Origin of the sequence: Streptomyces sp. NPDC007929 (assembly GCF_042959065.1) — a bacterium.
GTDB lineage: Bacteria > Actinomycetota > Actinomycetes > Streptomycetales > Streptomycetaceae > Streptomyces.
Window position 1 is genome coordinate 246968 of sequence record NZ_JBIBKD010000003.1, and the last position, 21202, is coordinate 268169.

General features: G+C 70.8%; 20 protein-coding genes and 3 tRNA genes. 19 read left to right on the plus strand and 4 right to left on the minus strand.

Annotated features, from left to right (window positions below; genetic code table 11):
- The first annotated feature begins 191 nt into the window (after nt 1-191).
- From ACFZDE_RS10715 to ACFZDE_RS10770, 12 genes are all read left to right on the plus strand, one after another.
- A complete protein-coding gene (locus ACFZDE_RS10715; RefSeq protein WP_030234112.1) occupies nt 192-599 on the plus strand; it encodes an NADH-quinone oxidoreductase subunit A in 408 nt (135 codons plus the stop codon).
- On the plus strand, nt 590-1300 hold the full coding sequence (gene nuoB / locus ACFZDE_RS10720; protein WP_391199352.1) for an NADH-quinone oxidoreductase subunit NuoB: 711 nt from the start codon (nt 590-592) through the stop codon (nt 1298-1300). The genes ACFZDE_RS10715 and nuoB overlap by 10 nt, the downstream gene beginning before the upstream one ends.
- A complete protein-coding gene (locus ACFZDE_RS10725; RefSeq protein WP_391199355.1) occupies nt 1297-2538 on the plus strand; it encodes an NADH-quinone oxidoreductase subunit C in 1242 nt (413 codons plus the stop codon). Before nuoB ends, ACFZDE_RS10725 begins: the two co-directional genes overlap by 4 nt.
- Nucleotides 2535-3503 carry an NADH-quinone oxidoreductase subunit H gene (locus tag ACFZDE_RS10730; RefSeq protein WP_391199358.1) on the plus strand — a complete coding sequence of 323 codons (969 nt, stop codon included), beginning with the start codon at nt 2535-2537 and terminating at the stop codon, nt 3501-3503. The genes ACFZDE_RS10725 and ACFZDE_RS10730 overlap by 4 nt, the downstream gene beginning before the upstream one ends.
- 2 nt (nt 3504-3505) lie before the next feature.
- Nucleotides 3506-4261: a 4Fe-4S binding protein gene (locus ACFZDE_RS10735; RefSeq protein ID WP_391199361.1), complete on the plus strand. Its 756-nt coding sequence runs from the start codon at nt 3506-3508 to the stop codon at nt 4259-4261.
- Complete coding sequence (locus ACFZDE_RS10740; RefSeq protein WP_390992994.1) at nt 4258-4941, plus strand: NADH-quinone oxidoreductase subunit J; 684 nt, start codon at nt 4258-4260, stop codon at nt 4939-4941. The genes ACFZDE_RS10735 and ACFZDE_RS10740 overlap by 4 nt, the downstream gene beginning before the upstream one ends.
- Nucleotides 4941-5336: an NADH-quinone oxidoreductase subunit NuoK gene (gene nuoK, locus ACFZDE_RS10745; RefSeq protein ID WP_390992997.1), complete on the plus strand. Its 396-nt coding sequence runs from the start codon at nt 4941-4943 to the stop codon at nt 5334-5336. The genes ACFZDE_RS10740 and nuoK overlap by 1 nt, the downstream gene beginning before the upstream one ends.
- Nucleotides 5333-7327, plus strand: a complete 1995-nt coding sequence (locus ACFZDE_RS10750; RefSeq protein ID WP_391199363.1) for an NADH-quinone oxidoreductase subunit L — start codon at nt 5333-5335, stop codon at nt 7325-7327. The genes nuoK and ACFZDE_RS10750 overlap by 4 nt, the downstream gene beginning before the upstream one ends.
- A gap of 6 nt (nt 7328-7333) precedes the next feature.
- Nucleotides 7334-8908: an NADH-quinone oxidoreductase subunit M gene (locus tag ACFZDE_RS10755; RefSeq protein WP_390993003.1), complete on the plus strand. Its 1575-nt coding sequence runs from the start codon at nt 7334-7336 to the stop codon at nt 8906-8908.
- Nucleotides 8905-10428, plus strand: a complete 1524-nt coding sequence (locus ACFZDE_RS10760; RefSeq protein ID WP_391199366.1) for a proton-conducting transporter membrane subunit — start codon at nt 8905-8907, stop codon at nt 10426-10428. Before ACFZDE_RS10755 ends, ACFZDE_RS10760 begins: the two co-directional genes overlap by 4 nt.
- A gap of 279 nt (nt 10429-10707) precedes the next feature.
- A complete protein-coding gene (gene htpX / locus ACFZDE_RS10765) occupies nt 10708-11571 on the plus strand; it encodes a zinc metalloprotease HtpX (protein ID WP_030839782.1) in 864 nt (287 codons plus the stop codon).
- Nucleotides 11568-11960: a YccF domain-containing protein gene (locus tag ACFZDE_RS10770; protein ID WP_031108328.1), complete on the plus strand. Its 393-nt coding sequence runs from the start codon at nt 11568-11570 to the stop codon at nt 11958-11960. The genes htpX and ACFZDE_RS10770 overlap by 4 nt, the downstream gene beginning before the upstream one ends.
- Nucleotides 11961-12304: 344 nt before the next feature.
- Here the strand turns inward: ACFZDE_RS10770 and ACFZDE_RS10775 are convergent, their stop codons facing one another.
- The gene (locus tag ACFZDE_RS10775) at nt 12305-13561 is read right to left on the minus strand and encodes an amino acid permease (protein WP_391199369.1); all 1257 of its coding nucleotides are present in this window, start codon (nt 13559-13561) and stop codon (nt 12305-12307) included.
- Nucleotides 13562-13754: 193 nt separating this feature from the next.
- On the opposite strand from ACFZDE_RS10775, the gene ACFZDE_RS10780 reads away from it, so the two are divergent.
- The gene (locus tag ACFZDE_RS10780) at nt 13755-14021 is read left to right on the plus strand and encodes a GlsB/YeaQ/YmgE family stress response membrane protein (protein ID WP_030839776.1); all 267 of its coding nucleotides are present in this window, start codon (nt 13755-13757) and stop codon (nt 14019-14021) included.
- A gap of 238 nt (nt 14022-14259) precedes the next feature.
- Here the strand turns inward: ACFZDE_RS10780 and ACFZDE_RS10785 are convergent, their stop codons facing one another.
- Nucleotides 14260-14748: a YajQ family cyclic di-GMP-binding protein gene (locus ACFZDE_RS10785; RefSeq protein WP_390993013.1), complete on the minus strand. Its 489-nt coding sequence runs from the start codon at nt 14746-14748 to the stop codon at nt 14260-14262.
- A gap of 219 nt (nt 14749-14967) precedes the next feature.
- On the opposite strand from ACFZDE_RS10785, the gene ACFZDE_RS10790 reads away from it, so the two are divergent.
- The 4 genes from ACFZDE_RS10790 to ACFZDE_RS10805 all read left to right on the plus strand — a co-directional run bounded on the left by ACFZDE_RS10790 (nt 14968) and on the right by ACFZDE_RS10805 (nt 18327).
- A tRNA-Tyr gene (locus tag ACFZDE_RS10790) sits at nt 14968-15049 on the plus strand.
- Between the two features lie 447 nt (nt 15050-15496).
- Complete coding sequence (locus ACFZDE_RS10795) at nt 15497-16030, plus strand: CAP domain-containing protein (protein WP_391199372.1); 534 nt, start codon at nt 15497-15499, stop codon at nt 16028-16030.
- Between the two features lie 180 nt (nt 16031-16210).
- Nucleotides 16211-17704, plus strand: coding sequence for a rifampin monooxygenase (rox, locus tag ACFZDE_RS10800; protein WP_391199375.1), 1494 nt, complete (start codon nt 16211-16213; stop codon nt 17702-17704).
- A 410-nt stretch (nt 17705-18114) separates the two neighbouring features.
- Entirely contained in the window at nt 18115-18327 is a 213-nt protein-coding gene (locus ACFZDE_RS10805) for a hypothetical protein (RefSeq protein WP_030839769.1), read from the plus strand.
- Nucleotides 18328-18414: 87 nt separating this feature from the next.
- Here ACFZDE_RS10805 and ACFZDE_RS10810 read toward each other — a convergent pair whose 3' ends face one another.
- Nucleotides 18415-19071, minus strand: a complete 657-nt coding sequence (locus ACFZDE_RS10810; RefSeq protein WP_390993037.1) for an NAD(P)H-binding protein — start codon at nt 19069-19071, stop codon at nt 18415-18417.
- A 229-nt stretch (nt 19072-19300) separates the two neighbouring features.
- On the minus strand, nt 19301-20632 hold the full coding sequence (locus ACFZDE_RS10815; RefSeq protein WP_391199376.1) for an amidohydrolase family protein: 1332 nt from the start codon (nt 20630-20632) through the stop codon (nt 19301-19303).
- Between the two features lie 288 nt (nt 20633-20920).
- Between ACFZDE_RS10815 and ACFZDE_RS10820 the strand changes: the two genes are divergently transcribed.
- Together ACFZDE_RS10820 and ACFZDE_RS10825 are read left to right on the plus strand one after the other, a co-directional pair.
- A tRNA-Thr gene (locus ACFZDE_RS10820) sits at nt 20921-20993 on the plus strand.
- Between the two features lie 47 nt (nt 20994-21040).
- Nucleotides 21041-21113: transfer RNA gene (locus ACFZDE_RS10825), tRNA-Met, on the plus strand.
- The last annotated feature ends 89 nt before the right edge of the window (nt 21114-21202 follow it).

Consider the following 21202-nt stretch of genomic DNA (forward strand, 5'->3'; position numbering starts at 1 on the left):
AACTGAGGAAAACCCCACCCTCGCGTGCCGGGCCCGTGACGGGCTGCTTACCCTGCCTTTATCAGGGCCTAGACTCCCGTGCGTACAGATCGTCGAACGGCGGCGCCCCCGTGAGCCGCGGCGACGTCACAGCGACGTCGCATGATCCAGGTCCGAAACTGGTCCGAATTCTGAGGGAGCGAGGGACGGACGTGCCGGAACCGACCGTCGTCACCACGACCGTCGTCGCGGCGGACTACTTCCAGTCCTATTCGGTCGTCGGACTGCTCGCCGTCGTCGGTGTGCTGTTCGTCGCCGTCGCCTTCGGCGCCGGCCGCCTGCTGCGGCCCGTGGTCCCCACCCCCGAGAAGCTCCTGACGTACGAGTGCGGCGTCGACCCCGTCGGTGAGGGCTGGGCCCACACCCAGGTCCGCTACTACGTCTACGCCTTCCTCTATGTGATCTTCGCCGTCGACTCGATCTTCCTCTTTCCCTGGGCGACCGTCTTCGCCGCCCCCGGCTACGGCGCGGCGACCCTGGTCGAGATGTTCATCTTCCTCGGCTTCCTGGCCGTCGGCCTGCTCTACGCATACAAGAAGGGCGTCCTGGCATGGACGTGAACCCCTCGGTGTCCGAGCCCGTTCTGCTGCCCGAGCCCAAGCGGCTTGGCGCCCTGGCCCGACTCGCCCCCGAGCCGATGAAGGTCATCCTCAACTGGGGCCGCCGCTACTCGCTCTGGGTCTTCAACTTCGGCCTCGCCTGCTGCGCGATCGAGTTCATCGCCGCGTCGATGGCCCGCCACGACTTCATCCGCCTCGGCGTCATCCCGTTCGCCCCGGGCCCGCGCCAGGCCGACCTGATGGTCGTCTCCGGCACCGTCACCGACAAGATGGCCCCGGCCGTCAAACGCCTCTACGAGCAGATGCCCGAACCGAAGTACGTCATCTCCTTCGGCGCGTGCAGCAACTGCGGCGGCCCCTACTGGGACTCCTACTCCGTCACCAAGGGCGTCGACCAGATCATCCCCGTCGACGTCTACGTCCCCGGCTGCCCGCCCCGCCCCGAGGCCCTGCTCCAGGGCATCCTCAAGCTCCAGGAGAAGATCGCCCGCGAGTCGCTCGGGGACCGCTACGGCAGCAAGACCGGGCGCCCCTCGGCGGCCGCACTGCAAAGCGGCCTGGTACAGCCCCCGCCCCCGGCACCGACCGCCGACTCGGCCTCGACCCCGGGCGCCGACCCGGCCTCCACCCCGGACTCGGAATCGGGACCTGCCCGTGACACTGGCCCGGGCTCCGACTCGACGCCGGGGGAGGGACGATGACCGCGGTCGGCTGGCTGCCCGCCGACGCCGAGGAACTCTTCGGCCCCGACGCCACAGCCGAGGAGTCCTACGAGGTCCTGACCGTCGACGTACCTCCGGCCACCTGGATCACCGCCCTGGAGACCGCCCGCGACCGTCTCGGCTGCACCTACTTCGACTGGCTGAGCGCGGTTGACGAACCGGGCGCGGGCTTCCGCGTCACCGCCCACGTCGCAGCCCTGGCCCCCCTCCGTCGCCTCCTCCTCCGTACCACGGTCCCGCACGAGGCTCCCGCCCTGCCCTCCGCCGTCGGCGTCTACGCCGGTACCGCCTGGCACGAACGCGAGACGCACGAAATGTTCGGCATCACCTTCGACGGCCACCCGGCGCTGGACCACCTCCTTCTCCCCGAGAACTTCGAAGGCCACCCCCTGCGCAAGGACTTCGTCCTGGCCGCCCGCGTAGCCAAGGCCTGGCCCGGTGCGAAGGAACCGGGCGAGTCGGAGCACGGCGGCCCCAAGCGCCGCCAGATGCTCCCTCCCGGCGTCCCCGACCCCAACGAATGGGGCCCCCTCAAGGGCCAACTCCCGCCCGCCCCCACCCGAGGCGCCGGCCGCACAGCAGGCGACCGCCCCACCCGAGGCACAGCCCGCCCCGCAGGCGAACGCCCAGCACGCCGAACACGCTCGGTGTCGCAAGGCTCCGCGAGCCAGTCCGCGGCCGACAGCGCGCGCACCCCGCCGGTCCGTGAGGAACCGCCGACCGGTGATGCGGGAGCTCCAGCGGGTGGTGCGGGAGCCCCGGCGGGTGGTGCGGTGGCTACGGCGGGTGGTGCGGGGGTTCCAGCCGGTGGTACGGGCACTCCGGCCGGTCCGCGTCGGACGCGTTCTGCCGCCGAGGGCTCGGCGAGCCAGTCCACGCCGGGTGAGTCGACGCCTCCGGCTGCGGCGGGCCCCCGGCGCAACCGCTCGGCGTCGCAGGGATCGGCGAGTCAGCAGCGCGGCGGTTCCGCGCCCCCGACCTCCGACGCCCCCTGGCACCACGCCCGCCCGGCCTTCGACGAACAGTCCTCGCGAACGCCTGAGAACCCGGCCCCACCGGAGCCCTCGGGCACACCCGAGAAGCAGGTATCCAAGGACGCCCCGGAGACTCGGGACCCGGCGAACTCAGAGGGCCCCGAAAGCCCAGATAACGCGGATGACGCGGATAACGCGGATAACGCAGACAACCCCGAGGACCCCGCAGGAGGCCCGCAGTGAACGACGTGCTCGACGTCGCCCTGCGACTCCTGATCGTCTTCGTCGTCTTCCTCACCCTCCCTCTGGTCATTGGGCAGACCGAACACAAGGTGATGGCCCACATGCAGGGCCGCCTCGGTCCCATGTACGCCGGCGGCTTCCACGGCTGGGCCCAGCTGATCGCCGACGGCGTGAAGTTCGCGCAGAAGGAAGACGTCGTCCCCGCGGGCGCCGACCGCCGCATCTTCCAACTCGCCCCCGCCGTCGCCCTCCTGCCGTACCTCCTCGTCCTGCTCGCCATTCCCGTCGGTCCCGGTGAGGGCGCCGTCGGTCAGGTCATCGACGCGGGCGTCTTCTTCGTCCTGGCCGTCATGGGCGTCGGCGTCCTCGGCTCGCTCATGGCCGGCTGGGCGTCCGCGAACAAGTTCTCCCTCCTCGGCGGCCTGCGCACCGCCGCTCAGCTCCTCGCCTACGAGCTGCCGATGCTGCTGACCGCCGCCTCCGTGGCGATGGCGGCCGGCACCGTCTCCCTCCCCGGCATCCTCGACGCCTTCGAGTGGTGGTGGCTGCCCTGGCAGATCGTCGGCGCGATCGTGTTCTTCGTGGCCGGCCTCGCCGAACTCCAGCGTCCGCCCTTCGACATGCCCGTCGCCGACTCCGAGATCATCTTCGGTGCCTACACGGAGTACACCGGCCTTCGCTTCGCTCTCTTCCTCCTCGCCGAGTACGCCGGAATCGTCGTCCTGTGCGGCCTCACCACCGTTCTCTTCCTAGGCGGCTGGCACGGCCCCTGGGGTGCCGACGGACTCGGCTGGGTCTGGACCCTGTTGAAGACCGCCGTCCTCGCCTTCCTCGTGATCTGGCTGCGCGTCACCTACCCCCGCCTGCGCGAGGACCAGCTCCAGAAGCTTGCCTGGACCCTCCTCGTCCCCCTCTCCCTCGCTCAGATCGCCCTCACCGGCGTCGTCAAGGTGGTGATCCAGTAACCATGGCCCCCCTTCCCGGCAGTGGCCTCGCCAAGGGCCTGGCCGTCACCCTCCGCACGATGACGAAGAAGTCCGTCACCGCGCAGTACCCCGACGCCCAGCCCGACCTCCCGCCCCGCACCCGCGGTGTGATCGGCCTGTTCGAGGAGAACTGCACGGTCTGCATGCTGTGCGCCCGCGAGTGTCCTGACTGGTGCATCTACATCGACTCCCACAAGGAGACGGTCCCGGCGGCGACCCCGGGCGGCCGTGAGCGCAGCCGTAACGTCCTCGACCGCTTCGCCATCGACTTCTCCCTGTGCATGTACTGCGGTATCTGCATCGAGGTCTGTCCTTTCGACGCCCTGTTCTGGTCCCCTGAGTTCGAGTACGCCGAGACCGACATCCGCGACCTCACGCACGAGCGCGACAAGCTCCGCGAGTGGATGTGGACCGTCCCGGCCCCGCCGGCCCTCGACCTCGGCGCGGAGGAACCGAAGGAACTCGCCGCCGCCCGCAAGACCGCCGACAAACTCGCCGCCCAGCAGGCCCCACCGGCCACCGAGCCCCACGCCGACGAGCAGGCCCGCGCCGCCGAGCAGCCCACCCGTCCCCAGGGCGACTCCAAGCAGCAGACCGACCAGCCGAGGCCGGGCCGCACCGAGCCACGCAACGCGACTCCCGACCAGCCGAAGCCCGATCAGTCGAAGCCTGATCAGCCGACTCCCGACCAGTCGAAGCCCGATCAGTCGAAGTTCGGGCAGGAGGGCTCACCATGACCCTCGCCATGAGCTCCGCTCTTCTCGCGACGGCCCCGGCCCCCGGCGCCGGCGCCGGAAGCCACGGTTTCCTCTCCCCGACCGGAGTCGAGATCGCCTTTCTCCTGGTCGGCCTGGTGACCTTCGGCGCCGCCCTCGTCACCGTCACCACCCGGCAGCTGGTGCACGCCGCCCTGTGGCTGGTGGTCACCCTCGGCGGTCTCGCCGTCGAATACCTCCTGCTCACCGCCGAGTTCATCGCGTGGGTGCAGGTTCTCATCTATGTCGGTTCCGTCGTTGTCCTCCTCCTTTTCGGTCTGATGCTCACCAGAGCCCCCATCGGCCGCTCCCCGGACGCCGATTCCGGCAACCGCTGGGCCGCCCTCGCCGTGGCCGTCGCCGCTGCCGCCGCCCTGGTCTGGGTCGTCGTCGACGCGTTCCGCACGACCTGGATCGACCTGGACGGCCCCGCCGCCGGCTCCACCGAGGCCACCGGCGCCAGCCTCTTCCAGAACTGGGTCCTGCCCTTCGAGGCCCTCTCCGTCCTCCTCCTCGCCGCCCTGGTCGGTGCGATCGTCCTGTCCCGCAAGGCCAAGGCGGATTCGAGCTCTCCCTCCATGAACGCTCCGGCTGTCACCGAGAGTTCCCGAACGGTCGCAGAAAGTTCGGAAAGGTCCGAGCAGCAGGAAGGTGGCCGCTGATGCACCTCGCCTATCCCGCCGTGCTCTCCGCGCTCCTGTTCTGCACAGGCCTGTACGGCGTCCTCGCCCGCCGCAACGCGATCCTGGTCCTGATGTCGGTCGAGCTGATGCTCAACGCCGTCAACCTCAACCTGGTCGCCTTCGACGTCTGGCTCAGCAGGACCGCCGAGGAGACCCTCCACTCCGGCCAGGCCCTCACCCTGTTCACCATCGCCATCGCGGCAGCCGAGATCGGCATCGGCCTGGCGATCGTCCTCGCCGTCCACCGCAACCGCGGCACCGCGGACATCGACAAACTCCGCGACACCTCCGAGCGGCACGACCCCGACGACCCCGACGACGCCCGCACGCCCGGGCAGTCCGACGAGGCCCAGAAGGCTGAGGCCACCGCGTGACCACGACCACCCTCGCCGTCCTCGTCCCCCTCCTTCCGTTCCTCGGCGCCGTCGCCGGCCTGCTCCTCGGCCGCACGGCACCCGGGTTCGTCCGTCCGCTCGCCGTCCTGCCGACGCTCACCTCCCTGGTGCTCGCCGCGCTGGTCGCCGTACGCCAGGGCGGCGGCGCGGCCGTTGACTCGGCCACGGAACTCACCCCCACCGGCTCGGTGCCGATCGAGCTCGCCCTGCACATCGACGGCTTCGCCGCGCTCGTCGCCGTCCTGGTCGGCCTGGTCGCCTCCTGCGTGCAGATCTACTCGACGGGCTATCTGCGCGACGACCCGCGCTACCCCTCCTACGCCGCGCTCGTTTCCCTGTTCACCTCCGCGATGTTCCTGGTCGTCTACTCCGGCGACCTGATCGTGCTGCTGGTCGGCTGGGAAGTCATGGGCATCTGCTCCTACTTCCTTGTCGGTCACTACTGGGAGACCCCGGAGGCCCGCGCCGCCTCCCTCAAGGCGTTCCTGGTGACCAAACTCGGCGACGTCCCCTTCCTCATCGGCCTGTTCGCCCTGGCCACCGACGCCGGATCGTTCCGTGTCACCCGGATCCTCGGCACCGTCGCGAGCGGCGGACTCGAGCACCCGACGCTGATCGCCCTGCTGCTCCTCGCCGGTGTGGCGGGCAAGTCCGCGCAGTTCCCGCTGCACACCTGGCTCCCCGACGCGATGGCCGGCCCGACCCCCGTCTCCGCGCTGATCCACGCGGCGACGATGGTCGCCGCCGGTGTCTACTTCATCGCCCGGCTCCTTCCGGTCTTCGAGACCTCCCAGGCCGCGATGGTCGTCCTCGCCGTCATGGCCGCCGTGACGATGACCGGCTCGGCGCTCGCCGCGCTCGCCCAGGACGACATCAAGCGCGTCCTCGCCTACTCGACGATCGGGCAGCTCGGCTACATGACCGGCGCCCTCGCCGTCGGCGACCGCGGGGCCGCTGTCTTCCACCTCCTGTCCCACGGCGCCTTCAAGGCGCTGCTGTTCCTCGCGGCCGGCGTGATCATCCACGCCGCCGGCACCAACTCGCTCGCCGCCATGTCCCGCATGCGGAACCTGCGCGACCGCGTCCCCGACGCCTACTGGACGATGACCGTCGCGCTGCTCGCCCTCGCCGCCATCCCGCCGTTCAGCGGCTTCTTCTCCAAGGAAGCCGTCCTCGGCGTCGCCGAGCACGTGGTCACCGGCCACACCGAGCACGCCCCTGCCGCGGCGGGCTGGATCGTCCTCGTCGCCGGTCTCGTCGCCGCCGTACTCACCGCCGCCTACGCGATGCGCCTGTGGCTGCTGGCCTTCCGGGGCCGGGGCGTCGAAGCCCCCGACCACGGCCGGCAGCCCCTGACGATGACCGTCGTGCTGTGGGTGCTGGCCATCCCCTCCCTGGCCCTCGGCGGATTCGCGTTCCGCCTGCTGCCCGACTGGTTCGACGGCCGCGACCTCGCGCCGACCCTGACCACCTCCGTGCTCGGCACGGGCGTGGCCCTGGTCGGCGGCATCGTCACCTACGCCGCCTGGCGGCACACCACCGCGCTCACCACCCGTGTTCCGCTCGGCGCCGTCGCGGCCCACCCGCAGGGTGACGCCGCCCAGGTCGAGGCGGAGGCCATCGCCACGCACGAGCCGGCCTACGGAGACATCGCCTACGCGCCCGACCCCGCCGACCCGGGGCGCCTGCTGCTCGGCCCCCTGCATCGGCACGCCGCCGCGGGCTTCCACCTGGACGCCGTGTACACGGCTCTCTTCGTCCGCCCCGTCCAGGCCGGAGCGAGTCTCGTCCGATTCCTCGACCGCGAGGTCGTCGAGACCTATGTCCGCGGCGCGGGTGCGCTGCCCCGCTGGCTCGGCGCCGCCGCACGACGCGCCCAGACCGGCAACGTCCAGACCTATGTGAGCGCGCTGCTCGCCGGCACCGTCGTCCTCGCGGTCGCCGTCGTCCTCGCCGCCACGGGAGCGTGAGCAGGCGTGATCGATATCAACGAGTCCGTGATGCAGTTCCTCCTGGCGTTCATCGTCGTCGGGCCGCTCCTCGGCGCCGCCGCCGCTCTCCTGCCGGCCCCGCCCGGGCTGAAGGGGACATCACCCGAGCAGGCCGTGCTCCGGCACGGCGTCACCGTCACCGGCGCGGTCCTCATCGCGGCGATCGTCCTCGCGCTCGGCTTCGACCACGACCAGCCGTCGAAGATGCAAGCCAGCACGGACATCAGCTGGATCCCCGCACTCGACGTGCGCATCCACCTCGGCATCGACGGCATCTCCCTCCCCCTCCTGGTCCTGACCGCGCTGCTGACCTTCCTCTGCGCGCTCTACTCGTACTTCAAGATGCCCGCGGGGCCGACTCCGAAGGCTTTCGTCGCCCTGCTGCTGGTGCTCGAGTCCGGCACACTCGCCACCTTCGCCGTCCTCGACCTGGTGCTGTTCTTCCTCGCCTTCGAGATGGTCCTCATCCCGATGTACTTCCTCATCGCCCGCTGGGGCGGCGAGGGCCGGAGCCAGGCCGCGTGGCGATTCATCCTGTACACGCTGCTCGGCTCCGTGGTCATGCTGCTCGGCCTGCTCCTGATCGGAATCAAGGCGGGCACGTTCGACATGGTGGCACTCGCCACTGACAACGGCCGGTCGCTGACCACATCCGTGCAGGTCATCGCCGTTCTGGCGATCGGGATCGGGCTCGCGGTGAAGACGCCGATGTGGCCGCTGCACAGCTGGCTGCCCGACGCCCACACCGCCGCCCCGACCGTCGGCTCGGTCCTGCTGGCCGGGGTCCTGCTGAAGATGGGTACGTACGGGTTCGTCCGGATCCTGCTCCCCATCGCGCCCGACGGGTTCCGCACCTTCGCGCCCTACCTCGCCGCCCTGGCCGTCGTCGGCATCATCTACGGATCGCTGGCCTGCCTGGCCCTCGCCAAGCAGGGCGCGAAGGGCGACCTCAAGCGCCTCATCGCGTACTCCTCCGTCGGCCACATGGGCTTCGTCCTGCTCGGCATCGCCACCATGACCCCGACCGGCGTGAACGGCGCCCTGTTCGCCAACATCGCCCACGGCCTCATCACCGGCCTGCTCTTCTTCCTGGTCGGCGCCCTGAAGGACCGCACCGGCACCACCGACCTCGACACCCTCGCCGAAGAGACCGGAGCCGCGCTCTACGGCAAGGCCCCGCGCCTCGGTGGCCTGCTCGCCTTCGCCGCCGTCGCCTCGCTCGGCCTGCCCGGCCTGGCCGGCTTCTGGGGGGAGATGCTGGCCCTGTTCGGCGCGTTCCAGCCTGCGGAGGGTCTCAGCCGCCCCGCCTTCCTCACCTTCATGGCTATCGGCGCGTTCGGCACCCTGCTGACCGCCGCGTACCTGCTGATCGTGGTCCGCCGCGTCTGCATGGGCGCGCTGCCCAAGGACACCCCGAAACTCGCCGACGTGCGCTCCTACGAGTTCGCGGCGTGGACCCCGCTCGTCGCCCTCACTGTCATCGCGGGCCTGTGGCCCAAGGCACTCCTCGGCCTGAGCGACCCGGCCGTCCAGCAGCTCCTCGCAGGAGGCACCCGATGAGCTCCCCGGCCCAGCCCCTGGCCGCCTCGCTGGTCCAGTCCGTCGACTGGCTCGCGATCGCCCCGCCCACCATCGTGGCCGTCGTCGGACTCGCCGTCCTGGTCGCCGACCTGTTCGTTGCCGAGCACCGCAAGGCGCTGCTGGGCTGGACGTCGGTGGCGGGCCTGGCCGCCGCCACGGCGATGCTCCTGCCCCTCCTGGACGGCGACCGCAGCACCTTCTGCCTGACCGGCGACGCCGCCGTATGCAGCTACACGGCCGACCGCTTCACCCTGGTCATCCAGTTCCTGGTCCTCGGCGGCGCCCTCCTCACCGCCCTTCTGTCGGTCACCACCCTGAAGGACGCCCGCAAAAACCTCCCCGAGGGCGAGTACTGGTTCCTGCTGCTGTCCTCCGCGGCCGGCGCCGCGCTCCTGCCCGCCTCCCGCGACCTCGCGACCCTGATCGTCGCCCTGGAGGTCGCCTCCCTGCCCGCCTTCGCGCTGGTCGGCCTCAAGTACGGCGACCGGAAGTCCTCCGAGGCGGCCCTGAAGTTCTTCCTCTCCTCCGTCACCGCGACCGCGGTCAGCCTCATGGGCATCAGCTTCGTGTACGCCACGACGGGCACCCTCTACCTCACCCAGGTCGCCGACCGCATCCAGAACGTCGACGGGCAGTTCCACACGCTCGCCCAGACCGGAGTCGTCCTCACCCTCATCGGATTCGCCTTCAAAACGGCCGCCGTGCCCTTCCACTTCTGGGTGCCCGACACCTACGTGGGCGCGCCCCTGCCGATCGCGGCCTACCTGTCGGTCATCGGCAAGGCGGTGGGCTTCAGCGGCCTGATCCTCGTCACCGTCGTAGCCCTCCCGTCGTACGCCGATGTGTGGGGCCCCGCACTGGCGGCCCTGGCCGCGCTCACCATGACCGTGGGCAACGTCGGAGCCCTCCGCCAGCAGGCCACGCGCGCGTACAGCGCGGTACGGCTGCTCGCCTGGTCTTCCGTCGGCCAGGCCGGCTACCTCCTGGTCCCGATCGCCGCCGCCGCGTACTCCGGGGACGCCGAGAAGTCGATCGGCTCCACCGTCGCCTACGCCCTGATGTACGCCGCCGTGAACCTCGGAGCCTTCGCCGTGGCGGCACTCGTCGGCAGGACGAAGGTCCTCAACCGGGTCGCCGACTACCGCGGCCTGTATGCCTCCAGCCCCCTGTCCGCGCTGCTCCTGGCGTTCTTCCTGCTGTGCCTGGCCGGGCTTCCGCCGGGCATCATCGGCCTCTTCGCCAAGGTCACCGTCTTCTCGGCCGCCGTCGACGCCGATCTCGGCTGGCTGGCCGTGATCATGGCCGTCAACGTCGTCATCGCGCTCTTCTACTACCTCCAGTGGACGGCCCTGCTCTTCCGCGCCCCCGACGGCGAACCCGAGAAGCACCGCGTTCCCGGCCCGGTCACCGCCGCGATCGCCCTGACCGGCGTCCTCGGCATCGCGCTGTCCGGCGCACCCCAGCTCGTCCTGCGCTTCACCGACACCGGGCTCTTCTGAACGGCCTGCCGCCGGGCTTTCAGCAACGGACCGGGCCCTCCAGGAACCGGCCGCTTACACCGCGCGCGCGTGGGGCACTCGCCCCCACGCGCGCGTGCCGCTTCCCGGCGCCGTCACCCGGACGGTCCACACCCGCCGCCGCACACGCAAGGGAACTAGAGCCTCCCGCCTGGCGTTGACCAGTACGGGAAGGTCCACTGGGACGTGAGACGCGGCACCAGTGGCACCGCAGACACAGCAAGCAAGGGTCCCCCCGCCGCACCACTAGGAGGGCGTACCGTGCACCGCCGGCACAACGGGCTCAGGACAGCGATCCTCCTGGGAGGACTGTCCGCACTCATCATCGTCATCGGCAGCTTCTTCGGCCGCATGGGGCTCGTCATCGCCGTCCTGGTAGCACTGGCCACCAACGCGTACGCGTACTGGAACAGCGACAAACTGGCACTGCGCGCCATGCGCGCCCGCCCGGTCAGCGAGTTCGAGGCCCCGGCGCTCTACCGCATGGTCCGCGAGCTCTCCACCCAGGCCCGCCAGCCCATGCCGCGCCTGTACATCTCCCCGACGGAAGCACCCAACGCCTTCGCCACCGGGCGCAACCCGCGCAACGCCGCAGTGTGCTGCACCGACGGCATCCTTCGCCTGCTGGACGAGCGCGAGCTGCGCGGCGTCATCGGCCACGAGCTGAGCCATGTCTACAACCGGGACATCCTCATCTCGTCCGTGGCAGGCGCCCTAGCCTCCGTCATCATGTTCCTGGTCAACTTCGCCTGGCTGATCCCCATCGGACGCTCGGACGACGATGACGGCCCCGGTCTGCTCGGCATGCTGCTGATCATGATCCTGGGCCCGCTCGCCGCCTCGCTCATCCAACTGGCCATCAGCCGCTCCCGGGAGTACCAGGCGGACGCCTCCGGTGCCCAGCTCACCGGCGACCCGCTCGCCCTCGCCAGCGCCCTGCGCAAGCTCGAACTGGGCACGAAACAGCTCCCGCTGCCGCCCGAGCCGCGCATCGAGACCGCCAGCCACATGATGATCGCCAACCCGTTTCGGCCCGGTCAGGGCCTCTCCAAGATGTTCTCCACACACCCGCCGATGGCGGAACGTATCGCCCGGCTCGAGAAGATGGCAGGTGGGAACCAGTGAGGACCATACTCAACGTCATATGGCTCGTCCTGAGCGGCTTCTGGCTGTTCCTCGCCTACATGCTCGCGGGCCTGCTGCTCTGCATCACGATCATCGGTATCCCGTTCGGCATCGCGGCCTTCCGCATCGGCGTCTACGCCCTGTGGCCCTTCGGGTACACGACGATCGAGCGACGTGACGCGGGTGCCCCGTCCTGCGTGGGCAACGTGCTGTGGCTGGTGCTGGCGGGCTGGTGGCTCGCCCTGGGCCACATCGCCACCGGCATCGCCCTGTGCGTCACCATCATCGGCATCCCGCTGGGCATCGCCAACTTCAAGCTCATTCCCGTGTCGTTGCTCCCGCTCGGCCGCGACATCGTGCGGACCGACGAACCGTTCGCGGTGCGCTGACGGAAGAGCGCAGGCCCTCCGGCCACGTCCCCTCTCTCCACAGGTCTCGGGTTATCCACAGGCCCGCCCGATTGTCAGTGGCGGTCTGCATCATGAACCCATGACCGCGATCGAGCAGTTGCCGACCCGTATGACGGCCAGGAACCACAACATTGGCCCGGAGACCACCATCTCGCGCTGCGCGTCTGCGGCGTCGGTGACAAGCGCCAAGAGAACCAGGTCACGAGGCTCGACGGCACTCGGTTCGAGAGGCTCCTGAAGGCCCGACCCGCCCTCCGCCCATCCATCCCTGGCCCCTTGCGCCCGTCCCCACCCCGGCCCGTAGCGAAGGGCCACCGTCGGTCCTACCCCGTCTCCGCCCCGCCCTTCATCCGCCCCCGCACGACGTACGCAACCGCCCCCACCGCCAGCACCCCCGCGCCCACGGCCACCGACACCCCGGGCAGCGAGAACGCCAGCACCACACACCCGACCAGCCCCACCACCGGCACCAGCCGCGCCGCCGGCGCCGAAGACAGTGTCCAGGCCGACGCGTTGGCGACGGCGTAGTACGCCAGCACACCGAAGGAGGAGAACCCGATCGCGCCGCGCACGTCCACCGTGGCGGCCAGGACCGCGACCACCGCACCCACGGCGAGCTCCGCCCGGTGCGGCACCTGAAACCGCGGATGCACGGCGGCCAGCGCCCCCGGCAGATGCCGATCCCGGGCCATGGCCAGCGTCGTCCGCGACACCCCGAGGATCAGCGCGAGCAGCGAGCCCGTCGCGGCCACGGCCGCACCGACCCGCACCACCGGCACCAGCGAGGGCACCCCGGCCGCCCGCACCGCGTCGGCCAGCGGCGCTGTCGCGTTCCCGAGACCGCCCGCCCCGAGTACCGAAAGGACGGCCACCGCCACACAGGCATACAGCACCAGCGTGATGCCCAGCGCCAGCGGGATCGCGCGCGGAATGGTGCGCGCCGGGTCCCGTACCTCCTCGCCGAGCGTCGCGATCCGCGCGTACCCGGCGAAGGCGAAGAACAGCAGGCCGGCTGCCTGGAGCACCCCGGCCGCCCCGCCCGGGGCCCCGATGTCCAGCCGCCCTGCATCAGCCTCACTCGACACCAGACAAGCCACCACCACGGAAGCGAGGAGAGCCAGGACCAGCGCCACGATCACCCGCGTCAGCCATGCGGACTTCTGGACGCCGCCGTAGTTCACCGCGGTCAGCGCCACCACGGCCGCGACCGCCACCGCGTGCGCCTGCTCGGGCCAGACGTATGTGCCCACGGTGAGCGCCATGGCCGCACAGGAGGCCGTCTTCCCGACCACGAACGACCAGCCGGCGAGATACCCCCAGAAATCCCCGAGCCGCTCCCGCCCGTACACATAGGTGCCGCCCGAGGCGGGATACAGGGCGGCGAGACGAGCCGACGACATGGCGTTGCAGTACGCGACCACGGCGGCGACGGCGAGCCCGAGGAGCAGTCCCGAGCCGGCGGCGTGGGCGGCCGGTGCGAGAGCGGCGAAGACACCGGCCCCCACCATCGAGCCGAGTCCGATGACGACTGCGTCACCCACGCCGAGGGTGCGGCGCAGCCCGGGACCTGAGGTTGACATGCGTCGCACCCTACTGATCACTGCAACCGGCAGACGCTGGCCGGACGTCCTCCCCACCAATACGGCGTGAACGCGCGGGGCGAAGAGGCCGCGCTCGGAGCGCCCGACGTACGACGCACGAGCCTGGTCTGGCCGAAAGCAAGATCACATGCCGGGACCGTGCGGGCACAGCATGAAAGGGCAGGTTCACGGTATGACCATCATCAGCTGGATCATTCTGGGACTGTTGGCCGGAGCCATCGCGAAGTTCCTGCTGCCGGGGCGCGACCCGGGCGGCCTCATCGGCACCACCCTGATCGGCATCGCGGGCGCGTTCATCGGCGGCTGGATATCGGCTCGCTGGATGGACCACCCGATCACCAAGGGCTTCTACGACGGTGCGACCTGGGCAGCGGCGATCGGCGGATCCCTCGTCCTGCTGATCGCCTACCGGCTGCTGTTCGGAAACTCCCGCGACTGAGGGCGCCACGGACCGGTCGAGCCACGGACCGGTCGAGCGCCCGAACCATGGGCGGGTCGAGCCACGGACTGGTCGAGCCATGGGCGGGGCAGCCTCAGATTGGCCGAGCCACCAGTCGTGCCGGGAGCCGCAAACAGCCGAGAAGGGTGGGCACCGGCGGCACCCACCCTTCCTGATATCCGTACGGACCGCGGGAGACCGACGACCGGCCAGACCTACCGGTAGTTACCGGCCAGACCTACCGGTAGTTCACGAACTGCAGGGCGAAGTCGAAGTCCTTGCCCTTCAGCAGGGCGATGACGGCCTGCAGATCGTCACGGTTCTTGGAGCTGACCCGCAGCTCCTCGCCCTGCACCTGCGCCTTCACGCCCTTGGGGCCCTCGTCGCGGATGGTCTTCGCGACCTTCTTGGCGTTCTCCTGGGAGATGCCCTCCTTGATCGACGAGAAGATCTTGTACTCCTTGCCGGAGAGCTGAGGCTCGCCCGCGTCCAGAGCCTTCAGCGAGATGCCCCGCTTGATCAGCTTGGACTGGAAGACGTCGAGGATGGCCTTCACCCGGTCCTCGGAGTTCGCCTCCATGAGGATCTGGTCACCGGACCACGAGATCGAGGCACCCACGCCCTTGAAGTCGTAGCGCTGCGAGATCTCCTTGGCGGCCTGGTTGAGTGCGTTGTCGACCTCCTGCCGCTCGACCTTCGAGACGATGTCGAAACTGGAGTCGGCCATGTCCTGTGGCTCCTTGTATCGGGGTGCGTATCGTGCGTACCGGCGTATGAGGGCGGTCGCAGGGCCCGTTCAGGTCCCGGGCCGCATCCGGCAAGCCTAGTCACCCGTGGCCCTCCGAGCGCCGATCAACCGGGTGGCGGAGCACCCCTCCGCATCAGGTATTGTTTACGTCGTTGCCACGGAGCGCCGCGGAAAGCGGCTCGACGGGCAGCAACCCCCGGCGGTGTGCCCGAGCGGCCAAAGGGAGCAGACTGTAAATCTGCCGGCTCAGCCTTCCCAGGTTCGAATCCTGGCGCCGCCACACTGGGGAAGACCCCCTCCGAACTGCGGAAACGCAGAGCGGAGGGGGTCTCTTCGTTGCGTTCAGGGTGCTGTCCGGGTGGGCTCGAAGATCGCCGACTGTCTCCGCGCACAGTCCATCGAGTCCCCAGTTCGGACCGCAGCGGGCTTCCGTGACGAAGGTCATAAAGGGCTGCCCGGCCCTCGGCTCAGCCCTCGATCCTCGCGCCCACCCCACGAACCCTCGCGGCCGGGTGAGGTGCCCTGTCGTCCCCCTCCCCCTCACGGCACCGGCCCAGCCCGGCCTGACCGACGACCGGCCGCCTCGGAGACCGGCTTGTGCCGTTACTCCGAATGAACCGCTGGGCGCGGCAACAGGCAAGGGAATTACTAGCGTGTTCCGTGCGACACGCAGAGCGAGGAAGGCGTGACGCAGTGAGCGGTACGCCGAGAAAAGAAGGGGGAATGAATGATCGGGATAGGCAGGGCCGCGCTCGCCCTGGGGGTCACCCTTTTCGCCTCTGCCGAATTGCCCCTGCCTCTGCCCCTGCCCCTGCCCGCGCCCGAACCCGGGCTGGTCCGGCCCTGGGACAGCCACACCCGTCCGGACCAGGTCCGTGCCGATACGGCAGCCGGTGTCGTCGACGCCGTCAACCGGCAGCGCGCCCGGGCCGATTGCAGACCACTGCGGCTCCGCAGCGCACTCAACCGCGCTGCCCAGAGGCACAGTGCCGACATGGCCCGTGAGCAGCGCCTCACCCACACCGGCAGTGACGGCAGCAGTCCGGCCGCCCGGATGCGGGACGCCGGATACCACCCCGGTTACATCGCCGAGAGCATCGCCGCCGGCCCCGGCACCCCCGAGTCCGTCGTACGCACCTGGATCGACAGTCCCGAGCACCGGGACATCATCCTGACCTGCCGTTACATCCACGCGGGCGTCGGCGTCGCGAACGGCCGCGGGGGGCCCTGGTGGACGTTGGACCTGGCCACCGGTTACTGAGCCGCAGCAGCGCCTCTCTCATAAGAGAAGAGAGGGAATGAGAAAGGCAAGGAGTCATCAACTCACCAACTCCTCGCCACTCTCAACCTATAGCGCATGGGGGGTCTTGCGGCAAGGCCCCCGTTGTGCCGCAGAATTCTCCGACCTGAAGCCAGGAACAGGCGAAAGCGGGGGTCTGTCTTGATTGATGTGATCATTGCCGGCGGTGGTCCGACCGGAATGATGCTGGCCGGAGAACTGCGGCTGCACGGCGTCGACGTGCTCGTAGTGGAAAGGGACGCGGAGCCGCCTCCGAACGTCCGCGCGCTCGGTCTCCACGTACGCAGCATCGAGGTGCTGGACCAGCGTGGCCTGCTGGAGCGGTTCCTCGCCGAGGGCAAGACGCATCCGATCGGCGGTTTCGCCGGTCTCACCAAGCCGCAACCCGACGGGCTGGACACCACACACGGCTACGTCCTCGGCATCCCGCAGCCCGCCACAGACCGTCTCCTGGCCGAGCACGCCGCCGATCTCGGCACGGAGATCCGCCGCGGCCGCGCACTCGTCGGGCTGAGCCAGGACGGCGACGGTGTGACCGCCGAACTGACCGACGGCACGCGGCTGCGCTCCCGCTACCTCGTCGGTTGCGACGGCGGCCGCAGCACGGTGCGCAAGCTGCTCGGGATCGGCTTCCCCGGCGAGCCTTCCAGGGTCGAGACGCTGCTGGGCGAGATGGAGTTGACCGCGTCGCCGCAGGAGCTGACGGCCGTGATGGCCGAGGTCCGCAAGACCCAGTTCCGGTTCGGGGCCATGCCGTTGGGGAACGGGGTGCACCGGGTCATCGTGCCCGCCGAGGGAGTTGCCGAGGACCGCACGGTTCCGCCGACCCTCGACGAGTTCAAGCAGCAACTGCGCGCGTTCGCCGGCACCGACTTCGGCGTGCACTCCCCGCGCTGGCTCTCCCGTTTCGGCGACGCCACCCGGCTGGCCGAGCGCTACCGCGTGGACCGGGTGCTGCTGGCCGGCGACGCCGCGCACATCCACCCGCCGACCGGCGGGCAGGGGCTCAACCTCGGTATCCAGGACGCGTTCAACCTCGGCTGGAAGCTGGCCGCCGAGCTGCGCGGCTGGGCACCGGACGACCTGCTGGACAGCTACCACGACGAACGCCATCCGGTGGCCGCCGCCGTGCTGGACAACACCCGTGCACAGATGCAGCTGTTGTCGCCCGAACCAGGACCGCAGGCCGTGCGCCGGCTGCTGGCGGAGCTGATGGACTTCGAGGAGGTGAACCGGCACCTGATCGAGAAGATCACCGCGATCGACGTCCGCTACGACTTCGGGGACGGCCACGAACTGCTCGGCCGGAGGCTGCGGGACGTGCGGTTGCGACAGCGAGGCCGCCTCTACGAGCGGATGCGCGGCGGCCGTGGACTGCTGCTCGACCAGACCGGCGGCGGACTCTCGGTGGCGGGCTGGGCGGACCGGATCGACCACGTCGTGGACGTCAGCGACGAGCTCGACGTTCCTGCTGTGCTGCTGCGGCCGGACGGCCACGTGGCCTGGGTCGGCGAGAACCAGCAGGACCTGCTCGACCGGCTGCCGCGATGGTTCGGAACGGCAACCGGCCACACCGACCACTCCGAGCGCAAAAGTCACACCGAGCACACCGAGCACACCGGCCGCACCGGCTGAGCGATCCGTGAACGGCCGACGGGCGCAGGGGGCGCGGGGCGGAGCACCCCACCCACCCCCTCCGCCCCACCCCGCCCCTACTCCCCGACGTGGGCGAGTTCGATGTCGTGGCCGTTCACGCCCCGCCGTGGCCCCGGCCGCGCCGATCTCGACGACCTGGGCCGGCGGCCGGTGCTTGGGGGAGTTGCCCGCGAGGGTCACGGGCCCCGGCCCGAGGTCGGTGACCGTGAACTCGCCCAGCGAGATCAACGTCACCGCGGCCCCGCCGACGGCGGCCCGGTCGGCCCCCAGCACACGGCCCCGCACGGGAATCCCGCCCCGGGCCGCCGACTGATTGAGTGAAGCCACTGAAAGGGAGCCCTCCGCAGGGGAGAGGCATGTCCGGCCCACCCGCGCGGCACACTTGCCCCATGTCCTCCCGCCGCAGAGTCTGCCCCGAGTGCCGCCGCGAGATCGCCGTCGTCGCCGGGCGGTACGCGCGCCACGACCCGCCCGGCGCCCGCGAGCACGGTGAACTCACCTCGTGCCCGGGCTCCCGCCGCCAGGCCCGCCCTGGCCCCGAACAACCCTCACTGGACGGCTACACGGTCCCGGACTTCCCTGGCCAGCTACCCCTGTTCTAGGCAGGCCCTGACGAGACGGCCGGGCAGACCGACGCCAGCAGCCCACCCCGAACGCCATCGAAGTCGTCAGTACCCGCCCCGAAGTCCTCAGTTCCCCGCCACCGACTTCACCGCCACCGAAACCGGCGCGGGCCCGCTGATCAGCTCCAGCGTGAGTCCGGCCGTCGCGGACGTGTCCACCAGCTCCGCCAGTACGGCGGCCACGTCGTCGCGCGGGATCGGGCCGCGGCCCGTACGAGCCTCCAGACGGACGAGACCGGTACCGGCGTCGTCGGTGAGCCGGCCGGGCCGCAGGACCGTCCAGTCCAGGGCGTCGAGCCCGCGCACATACGCGTCCGCCTCGCCCTTGGCGCGCAGATACACGTCGAAGATCTCGTCCCCCTGATGGCGCGGATCGGCGCCCATGGACGACACGATCACGAAGCGCCGTACGCCCGCCTTCACCGCCGCGTCCGCGAAGAGGACCGCCGCGGTCTTGTCCACCGTGTCCTTGCGGGCCACCCCGCTGCCCGGGCCCGCGCCCGCCGCGAAGACCGCCGCGTCGGCGCCCCTGAGCCGCTCCGCGACCTCGTCCACGGACGCCGACTCCAGGTCGAGCACGATCGGTTCGGCACCGGCCTGCCGCAGATCGTCGGCCTGTTCGGCCTTGCGGATGATCCCCGCGACCTCGTCCCCGCGCGCGGCGAGCAGCCGCTCGAGCCGCAACGCGATCTGACCATGACCACCAGCGATGACAATGCGCATGCCTTCGACCGTACGCCCGGACAGCACTGCCCGCCGCACGACTTCACCCACACCACCCACACCACCCCGACACCTCCGCACATCCCCCGGCCCTCAGCCCCGGCCTCAGCCCCGGCCTCAGCCCCGGCCCTCAGCCCCCACCCACGCCCCACGCGCCCCACCCACGTCCGATGCGCCCCCACTCACACCCCACGCCCCACGCTCCCCCGCCCCCGCCCGCTCCCCCGCTCTACGGCACATCCCCCCGCCCCTGCCGCGGCAGCCCCAACTCCGCCGAAGCCACCGAGGTCCCCGAAGTAGCGGAAGCAGACGAACGCGCCGAACCCCCCGAACCCGCCGAACCTGCCGAACCCGCAGAACTGCAGTACTCCCGCACCGCGCTGGTCCGCGCCACCACGCGCCCCCGGTGTACAACGATCCGGCTGTAGGCCAGTGACAGCACCCCCGAGAGCCGCTCCCCGCGCACCGCGAGCAACTCGGCCGGGAATCCCGCCTCCACCCGCACCTCGGGCAGCCCCAGCACCTCCCGCGCCGACGTGCTCACGGCGTCGTAGGCCTCCTCGGGCGGCAAGCCGTAGCGCGAGGCCAGCAGGAAGGCCGCCTCCAGCGGGTCGCCACGCCCCACCGGGTTGGACACGTCCCGCAGCGCACCGCTCCCGGCGGCCACCCGCACCCCGGCCGCGCGCAGCAGCCGTACCGGAGCCGCTCCCCGCCGGTCGGCGCCGCCGCAGCCGCCCTGTGGCAGGCACACCACCGCCACTCCGGCGGCAGCGAGTTGATCGGCAGTCCGCGAGGCCACCTCGGTGGGCAGCCGGCCGAGGTCGCCGCACGGGCTGAGGGTCACGCCGGGGCGCAGGCCGCCCGCCATCGCCGCCAGCCGGGCCAGCCGGGCCGGATCGCCGGCGTCCGTGTGCAGGTCGACCGGGCAGCCGTGCTCGGAGGCCAGCTCCAGGACCGCTTCCACGTACCCCGTCGGATCAGGGTCGAGGTCCGGCCGGCCGCCCACCACCGAGGCGCCCATCTTCACCGCGTCCCGCAGCATCGCCAGTCCGTCGGCGCCCGCGACCCCGGTCAGCACCCGGGGCATCGCCACCGTCGTCAGCTCGGCGAGCCCGCGCAGGGCACGGCGCGCCTGCAGTACGGCCGTCAGCGCGCCCAGCCCCTGGACGTCGCCCACGCGCACGTGCGCCCGCATCGAGGTCGCCCCGTGTCCGAGCTGGAGCAGCGCGGCCTCCGTCGCCCGGCGCTGCACGTCCTGCGGTTCGTGGGAGGCGGGGCCTTCGGAGTCGGCCGACAGGGCCGTGTCGGCATGGGCGTGCGGCTCGGCGGGGGCCGGCAGCAGCAGGTAGCCGCCGAGGTCCACCCGTGCCCGGCACGCGCGCGTGCCGCCCGCTCCCAGGCTGCCGGCCGTGCCGACCGCCTCGATACGCCCGCCGCCCAGCCGTACGTCCACGGTCCGGCCGTCGGTGAGCCGCGCGCCGCACAGCAGCAGCGAGGACGGGTCGGCGGGGCCGGGCGAGGACGACGGGGGCGGTGGCGGCTGCGGCCGGCTGTCGGGCATCGCACTCCAGGGGCTCGGGCTGCGCGCGGGAGGGCGCGTGATCACGCAGAGTGAGACGAGCCTAGGACGGCCTCCGGCCCGTGGCCGGGAGGAGCGCAATAGTCGTACCGGCGTGGTCCGGGGTGGTCAGGCGTGGTCCGGTGTGGTTCGGCGTGGTCCGCCCGCTGGGCGGGAGACATCCCGCAGGGCCCCCTGGGGGCGCCGGGAGGACGGTCCGGGCGCCCGGGCTGGGTGCCTCGAAACGGATTTGGGCGAACGGCGGCGGAGCGTGTAATGTCTTCATCGCTCGCCCCAATAGCTCAGTCGGCAGAGCGTCTCCATGGTAAGGAGAAGGTCAACGGTTCGATTCCGTTTTGGGGCTCTGGTGTGACTGGCTCCCGTCGCAAGACGGGGTCCGGACCACATCAAAGCGGTGTAGCTCAGTCGGTAGAGCAAGCGGCTCATAATCGCTGTGTCACCGGTTCAAGTCCGGTCACCGCTACTGACAGTAGCCGATTGCGGGGTCGGTCCTTCGATCGGCTACTCTTTCTTGCGTTGAATAAGTCCATCCGTTCGTCTTAGGAGCACTCA

Excerpts from the sequence above, each read along its gene's own strand:
- ACFZDE_RS10785 (WP_390993013.1), bottom strand. The coding sequence starts at position 14,748 with ATGGCCGACTCCAGTTTCGACATCGTCTCGAAGGTCGAGCGGCAGGAG.
- ACFZDE_RS10760 (WP_391199366.1), top strand. The coding sequence starts at position 8,905 with ATGAGCTCCCCGGCCCAGCCCCTGGCCGCCTCGCTGGTCCAGTCCGTC.
- ACFZDE_RS10815 (WP_391199376.1), bottom strand. The coding sequence starts at position 20,632 with ATGCCCGACAGCCGGCCGCAGCCGCCACCGCCCCCGTCGTCCTCGCCC.
- ACFZDE_RS10725 (WP_391199355.1), top strand. The coding sequence starts at position 1,297 with ATGACCGCGGTCGGCTGGCTGCCCGCCGACGCCGAGGAACTCTTCGGC.
- ACFZDE_RS10780 (WP_030839776.1), top strand. The coding sequence starts at position 13,755 with ATGACCATCATCAGCTGGATCATTCTGGGACTGTTGGCCGGAGCCATC.
- ACFZDE_RS10775 (WP_391199369.1), bottom strand. The coding sequence starts at position 13,561 with ATGTCAACCTCAGGTCCCGGGCTGCGCCGCACCCTCGGCGTGGGTGAC.
- nuoK (WP_390992997.1), top strand. The coding sequence starts at position 4,941 with ATGCACCTCGCCTATCCCGCCGTGCTCTCCGCGCTCCTGTTCTGCACA.
- ACFZDE_RS10740 (WP_390992994.1), top strand. The coding sequence starts at position 4,258 with ATGACCCTCGCCATGAGCTCCGCTCTTCTCGCGACGGCCCCGGCCCCC.
- ACFZDE_RS10735 (WP_391199361.1), top strand. The coding sequence starts at position 3,506 with ATGGCCCCCCTTCCCGGCAGTGGCCTCGCCAAGGGCCTGGCCGTCACC.
- ACFZDE_RS10805 (WP_030839769.1), top strand. The coding sequence starts at position 18,115 with ATGTCCTCCCGCCGCAGAGTCTGCCCCGAGTGCCGCCGCGAGATCGCC.
- ACFZDE_RS10810 (WP_390993037.1), bottom strand. The coding sequence starts at position 19,071 with ATGCGCATTGTCATCGCTGGTGGTCATGGTCAGATCGCGTTGCGGCTC.
- nuoB (WP_391199352.1), top strand. The coding sequence starts at position 590 with ATGGACGTGAACCCCTCGGTGTCCGAGCCCGTTCTGCTGCCCGAGCCC.
- ACFZDE_RS10795 (WP_391199372.1), top strand. The coding sequence starts at position 15,497 with ATGATCGGGATAGGCAGGGCCGCGCTCGCCCTGGGGGTCACCCTTTTC.